Consider the following 6,765-nt stretch of genomic DNA (forward strand, 5'->3'; position numbering starts at 1 on the left):
AACTGTTCGGAGAGAGCGCCCTGCAGGAGACGCTCAACAGTCGATCCTGCAGTTCTCCAGAAGAGCTTGACAGAGCTGTCAGAGAAGCTGTTACAGGCTTTGCAGGAGATACTGAGCAATCAGATGACATTACAACATTGGTTGTGAAATATACCGGCGAAAGATAAAAATTATGGCACAAAAACAGATCCGGCTTATGATGCTGGGATTTGTGACGCTCGTCATAATTATTGTTATGGTTTTCCTGTGGGCCATCAACATCAATCAGCCTGATGCATTGCGTGAAACTCTCAATACCTACCTTCTGATTCTGGGTGGTTTTGCACTGGTGAGCCTTGCCTTGTTTTTTCTGAAGGCGGAACTCTACGATGAAAAAGGGAGGCTGGAGAAGGGGCGCATTCTGACGATGACCACGGTTGTCCTCATCATTGTTCAGCTGACATTTGCCTTTGCAGACTATGCATATAAGAAGCTTGAATTGACATTCAATGGTATTGATCACGCCAAGGCGCTTTTTACAGAATTAAAGGGTGATTCAGAGGTAAACAGATTGATCCTGCTGAAGGATGGTGCCCGGGTATCCCGGATGCTGAACAGCTATACGGGAACCTACAGGGAGATTGATTCCATCCTGATCGTTGATGGAAATGACGTGGTGATTTATTCAAGTGATGAATCCCTGGTCGGCTCCACCATACTGCCTGACCCATTATCCTATTACAGTTTCTATCTGGATACCGGTGCTCTCCGCATGCATATTTCGGAAGAGTACAACAACAGTATGACAAGGCGTATTCTTACAGAACTTCTGACGGTCATGGCTGTTTTGGTCTTTTTGACCATTGAGCTTATGCTTTTTGTTCTGAAATTAATCAACAATCGCATTGAGCCTCCTGGGCTGATAAACGGCAGGCCATATAACCAGGCACTCTGCTATGTCCGCCAGATTGCGTTTCTCTTCTATTTTGCCTCCCGTATGGCATCCTCGTTCATACCGGTATCAGCCCTCAATTTTGGCGGTTCACTTTTCGGTATAACCGGAAACGTTCTGGCTGGTATCCCTCAGTCGGCAGAAACTTTTTTTACCTGCGCTGCAATTTTTCTGACATCAATGCTGATCGAACGTAAGGGGTGGAAACTGTCCTTTACAGCAGGGCTTCTGATGGTTGCAGCAGGGACCTTCCTCAGTGCCTTTTCACCTGATATCATCCTGTTCATACTCTCACGTGCGATTGCGGGGCTCGGTTATGGGTTCTGTTGGATGACACTTCGTAATTTTGCACTGTTCGGACGCAACGAAAATGAAAAAGCTGAAGGATTTTCACTTCTGAATGCGGGTATTTACGCAGGCATAAACTGCGGATCTGTGTTCGGTTCCATACTGGCGGAAAAACTGGGATACACAACCGTCTTTCTACTGGCAGCCGGATTTACAATTCTCTGCAGCCTGATGGTGATACGGCTGGAAAACACTATCTACGTCCGACCGAGTCTATTTTCAGAATCCGGATCAGGAAATGAAGTCGGATTTTCAGGATGGGCGCTCATTCTACTCTTCATTGTCCTTATGATAACGCCTTCATGTATTGCAGGCTCATATTTAAACTATTATCTTCCCATATATTTTACTGATACAGGCCATGGCGTTTCTGATGTGGGGCGGGCACAACTTCTGTACGGTCTGATGATTATTTATATCGGTCCTTACTTATCACGCATGATTGCAAATTTCCCGGCACTTGGAGCGTGGAATCTGGCATATAATATCATGCTTGGTATTACACTCATAGCGGCAGGCTTGGCAGGAGGGTTTATTCCTGCCATATCTGCAGTTATGTTGATAGGTTTTTCCGACAGTTTCGGTTTTGTCGCCCAGAATAATTATTTTTTGAAATTCAGGGTTGTTCAGCGCTTTGGCGAAAGCAGATCTCTTTCCTACCTGAGTTTCATAAAAAAAATGGCTGAAATGCTTGGTCCCATTGTCTTCGGATTTGCAGCAGGGGGAGTCCAGACTAGCGGGATTATGATCATTGGTATTATTTTTGTTGCCGGTGCACTTTTTTATATGGCAGTTAGCGGATGCAGAGACTTGAAACCTGAGAAAGCAGGCTGAAAAAGGGAGGTGGTGTCGGTCAGATGGCCGCAGGGGGAGGACTGTGCCCGCAACACACGGGCAAGATTCAAAAAGGTGTTCTAAAATGAAAATGCCTCCCCGGGCCTTTACAGGACCAAGGGCCCGGGCGGCATCTCATCTTTTCTTCATTGACTAAGGGACTTGGCGCAAAATCTGTGGCATTTATTTTTTTCCAGCCCCTAATCGGCTTTGCGTCTTAAAAAAGTGGGAATTTCAAGATCGTCATTATCAAAATTCGTGCCGTAATTCTGAACGGGGTTGTCATCTCCCACCACGCGTTTGTGGCGGACAACACGCACCGGGTCATTCCAGCTGGCCATATCCTCATCTGTGGCGTCCCTTACAACACCCCTGGCAATGGGGTCCTGGCGGCCGGCAGGTGTGGCCTGACCCATGTTCGGTGCGCTCTGACCATAGGCCGCCGCCTGGGCCCTGTATGTGCTGTTGGAAGCAGACGTCTGCTGGGGCTGCTGGGTATAGGCCTGATGGGTTATTTGAGGATCAAATCTGTGCATATTTTCAGTACGAACCGGCTCTTCCATACCGATACCCGTGGCAATGACGGTGATGCGGATTTCGTCCCCGAGTTCTTCGTCAAAGGTCTGGCCCCAGATGATTTCAGCCTCGTCACCCACTTCCTGGTAGATGCGGTCACAGGCTTCGGTCATTTCGTCAAGGGTCAGATCGGAACTTGATGTGATATTCATCAGTACGCCCTTGGCACCGGATACGGAGATATCTTCCAGCAGCGGATGGGAAATGGCCCGTTCAGCCGCTTCCGTGGCCCGGTTTTCGCCTGATGCAATACCAATGCCCATTAATGCCTTGCCGGCTTTCTGCATGGTGGTCTTTACGTCGGCAAAGTCCAGGTTGACGTGACCGGGCATCATGATCAAATCGGTGATGCCTTTAACAGAGTGGTGCAAAATTTCGTCGGCTTTGATGAACATGTCCTTCATGCGTGCCCCTTTGCCGGCAATGCCGCGCAGCCGGTCATTGGGGATGATGATGACGGTGTCTGTAATTTCCTGCAATTTTTTTAAGCCGTCCAAGGCTGTTCTTTCCCGTTTTTTACCCTCAAAGGAAAAGGGCTTGGATGCAACCGCCACGGTGAGGATGCCCAGATCCTTGCATATTTCTGCAATGACCGGTGCGGCGCCTGTGCCGGTACCGCCGCCGAATCCGGCGGTAATAAAGACCATGTGGCTGTCTGCAAGTGATTCACGCAGCTCATCCATGCTTTCCAGGGCCGCATCTCTGCCCACATTGGGATCTGCACCAGCCCCAAGCCCTTCGGTGAGTTGGGTGCCCATTTGAATTTTAACTTCCGCCCTGGAGTGTTCCAGGGCCTGGGCATCGGTGTTGGCCACAATGAATTTAACACCCTGAAGCTTGGCGTCTATCATGTTGTTGACTGCGTTGCTGCCAGCTCCGCCCACACCGATGACCTTAATTTTAGCCGTGTTGTTATTCTCCACATAAGAAAAAGTCATATCCAACTCCTTTAAGGATCTAAATAATATTTTTAAACCATTGTTTCATTTTATTTATAATCATCTGAAGCCCATGGGAATCGTTCTTGGCAACCTGGGTACGACCGCTTGTCTGTGATCCGAAGATGACAAGTCCAACGCCTGTGGCGTATGCGGGGTTTTTAACAATATCTTTGAGTCCGCCGATACGGTTGGCTTCACCAATACGAACAGGTACGCTGAATACGGATTCTGCCATTTCAGCAATGCCGTCCATGACAACGCTGCCGCCGGTGAGGATAAATCCGGCAGGAAAGCTGTTTTCAAGTCCGTTGGAAAACAGCTCCTGTTTCAGCAGGGAAAAAATTTCTTCCACCCGGGGTTCCAGGATTTCAGCAAGAATCCCCTTGGCCAGGCGCTTGGGCTCTCTGCCCCCCACTGCCGGCACCTCAATGATATCGCCGTTCTTGACGTTTTGCGGTATACAGGTACCGTGTGTTTTCTTAATCTTTTCCGCTTCGGGCAAGGGGGTGCGAAGCCCTACGGAAATATCATTGGTCAGGTTATGGCCGCCCACGGTAAGTTCATAAATGAATTTCAGATTGTTGTCTTTGAACAGGGCCAGGTCAGTGGTTCCGCCGCCCATATCAGCCAGGATGCAGCCAAGTTCCTTTTCTTCATCGGTGAGAACCGCATAGCCCGAGGCCAGGGATTCAAGGGCAATGTCGCACACCTCAAGACCTGCCTTGTGGCAGCATTTGATAATGTTGCGCGCCGCAGATACCGCACCTGTGATGATGTGGATTTTGGCTTCCAGGCGCACGGCTGTCATGCCCACGGGGTTCTGGATGGACGTCATTTCATCCACAATAAATTCTTGGGAAATGACATGCAGAATTTCCCGGTCCGGGGGGATGGCCACCGCCTTGGCCGCATCAATGACCCGTTCCACATCCATTTCGGTGATCTCCCTGCCTTTGATGGCAATGATGCCATGGCTGTTGAACCCTTTGATGTGGTTGCCTGCAATGCCCACGTAAACGGAAGATATATTGCAGTCCGCCATAAGTTCGGCTTCTTCCACAGCCTTTTTAATGGAATCCACAGTGGACTCTATATTGACCACGGATCCCTTGCGAAGCCCTGTGGAAGGGTGGGAGCCCACACCGATGATGTTGATCTCATCATCAAGCATCTCACCCACGACTGCGCAGATTTTGGTGGTGCCGATGTCAAGTCCCACCAGTAAGTTTTCGTTTCCCTGCAAGTTAGACCCCCTTTTCTATAGTATTGTGGGCAGCATCTTCAGTTGTAACAAACACCTTTTCCAGGCTGAAAAGATCCATGGCAGATATGGTTTTGCCCGGATAGTTGGTCTCCATATAGTGCCGGACTTGCCTGGCCCTTGCAAGTTTTTCTTCAAATCTGTCAAACCCGAGTTTAACCGGGAGAATAGTTTTGTTTTCAGATTTTTTTTCGCCGGGGGGGCTTGGGACTCCTGTATCAGGACAAGTGTTTAATATATTAATGAGTATGCCTGTATTTTCGTCTCCTAAAATGGTCTGGATCTGTCCGAACCCTTTGATTTTTAGGATTTCCATCACCGCGTTGAACAGGTCTCCTTCAAACAGGTAAGTGCTGTTGGACAGGCTTAAATCCACTCCGGATATAACCGGCAACCCCTTTAGATCATCCTTGGCCGGTTCATACTCTTTAAAGGGGGCTCCCTGGGCGTTGATGACAATGTCTGTCAGGTTTTCAATGGTCACGATGGCTAATGGTTCCTGTTCTTCGATTTTAATGGAAATGGTTGATAACAGCTGACGTTTCACCGTGGCTGTGCGAATCCATGGATGGGTGTTCAGCTCTTTTTCGAGCATATCCGGCTGCAGTTCAAAAATATTGGCCGGCTTGTCAAGTCCTGTCCGGGTCAGGATCTCGTTCCGGGTCACCCGGGCAAGTCCGTCAATCATAACGGTTTTAACATCAAATATAGGGCACTGGAGAACCGCGTCGTGAATGTAGATGCACCCAAGACTCATTGCGCCGACAAAAAGAATAAGAAAAATTTTTCCAAAAAAACCTTTGCCGCCGAAAAAAGTTTTAATTTTCCGGGTCTCTTTTCCCTGCACCTTGTACCTGTTTGGAATTATTTTTTTAGTCGCCAATGGTTTTCACCTCTTCTTTAAGGTTAATCCCGAATTTTTCATATACGCTTTTCCTTACCTGGACAGCCAGGTTCAGGATGTCGCTTGCACAGGCGTTGTCGTGGTTCACAATGAAATTGGCGTGCAGATCAGATACCATGGCCCCGTTGCACCGGGCTTTTTTCATTCCGGCCTGCTCAATGAGAAAGCCCGCTGATTTAAAGCCCGGGGGATTTTTGAAATAACATCCGGCAGATGCCTGGGACACCGGCTGGGTGGCGTATTTTGTTTTAAGGTTGCGGCAAAATTCATCTCTGACGGTTCCGGGGTCAGCTTTAGCCAGGCCAAGCCGGACCTTGAGTATAATACTGTTTTCGAGGGCCAGTTTCCGGTAGGAAAATTGGAGACGGTTTCCGGGCAGAACCGCTGTTTCCAGAGTGGCAAGGTCCAGGACCTTGATCTCCCGGACAATCCGGCTCATGTCGCTGCCAAAGGCCCCTGCATTCATCATGACGGCACCGCCGATGGTGCCCGGAATTCCGGCTGCCCACCCCAGACCGGTCAGACCTGAGTCTGCCGCATGTCTGCAAAGGCTGCCAAGACGTTCTCCGGCAAGTGCTGTCAAATAGATCTGGTCTGAAGAGTCGCCGCCTGTTTTCATCTGGGGTGCTGTCTGCTCAATTCCCTGTTTCAGCCGGGTAAGAACCATCACAAGCCCCCGGATTCCTTTGTCCGATATAAGGACATTGGTGCCGCCGCCGATAATGGTCACCGGTACCCCGGCTTTTTGTGCGGTTCCGGCAAGGGCGATCACCTGTTCCATGGTTTGCGGCAGCACCAGAAGATCCGCCGGCCCGCCCACCCTGAAACTGGTGTACCGGTCCATGGCCTTGTGCATTTCAGGCGCAAAGGGAGCGAATATTTTTTTTATGTCGCAGCTTTTGTCCATGGGTTACAAAATCTCCACCAGTTTTTCCCCAAGGGTGTATACATCGCCGGCCCCCAGGGTAAG

General features: G+C 49.4%; 5 protein-coding genes. 1 reads left to right on the forward strand and 4 read right to left on the reverse strand.

The genetic code is table 11. From position 1 onward, the window contains the following. Nucleotides 1-172: 172 nt before the first annotated feature. Complete coding sequence (locus AB7U36_RS15435) at nt 173-2,113, forward strand: MFS transporter (RefSeq protein WP_428160609.1); 1,941 nt, start codon at nt 173-175, stop codon at nt 2,111-2,113. Between the two features lie 200 nt (nt 2,114-2,313). On the opposite strand, the gene ftsZ is transcribed toward AB7U36_RS15435, so the two are convergent. The 4 genes from ftsZ to murB are packed head-to-tail and all read right to left on the reverse strand — an operon-like array spanning nt 2,314 to nt 6,702. Beyond that, nucleotides 2,314-3,627: a cell division protein FtsZ gene (ftsZ, locus tag AB7U36_RS15440; RefSeq protein WP_428160610.1), complete on the reverse strand. Its 1,314-nt coding sequence runs from the start codon at nt 3,625-3,627 to the stop codon at nt 2,314-2,316. 19 nt (nt 3,628-3,646) lie between these two features. Next, complete coding sequence (gene ftsA, locus AB7U36_RS15445) at nt 3,647-4,873, reverse strand: cell division protein FtsA (RefSeq protein WP_428160611.1); 1,227 nt, start codon at nt 4,871-4,873, stop codon at nt 3,647-3,649. A 1-nt stretch (nt 4,874) separates the two neighbouring features. After that, the gene (locus AB7U36_RS15450; protein ID WP_428160612.1) at nt 4,875-5,774 is read right to left on the reverse strand and encodes a cell division protein FtsQ/DivIB; all 900 of its coding nucleotides are present in this window, start codon (nt 5,772-5,774) and stop codon (nt 4,875-4,877) included. After that, the gene (gene murB / locus AB7U36_RS15455) at nt 5,764-6,702 is read right to left on the reverse strand and encodes a UDP-N-acetylmuramate dehydrogenase (protein WP_428160613.1); all 939 of its coding nucleotides are present in this window, start codon (nt 6,700-6,702) and stop codon (nt 5,764-5,766) included. Before murB ends, AB7U36_RS15450 begins: the two co-directional genes overlap by 11 nt. Nucleotides 6,703-6,765 lie beyond the last annotated feature (63 nt).

The sequence above is a fragment of the Desulfobacter sp. genome, from assembly GCF_050177295.1.

Coding starts and splice junctions, on each gene's coding strand:
- AB7U36_RS15435 (WP_428160609.1), top strand. CDS start 173: ATGGCACAAAAACAGATCCGGCTTATGATGCTGGGATTTGTGACGCTC.
- ftsZ (WP_428160610.1), bottom strand. CDS start 3,627: ATGACTTTTTCTTATGTGGAGAATAACAACACGGCTAAAATTAAGGTC.
- murB (WP_428160613.1), bottom strand. CDS start 6,702: ATGGACAAAAGCTGCGACATAAAAAAAATATTCGCTCCCTTTGCGCCT.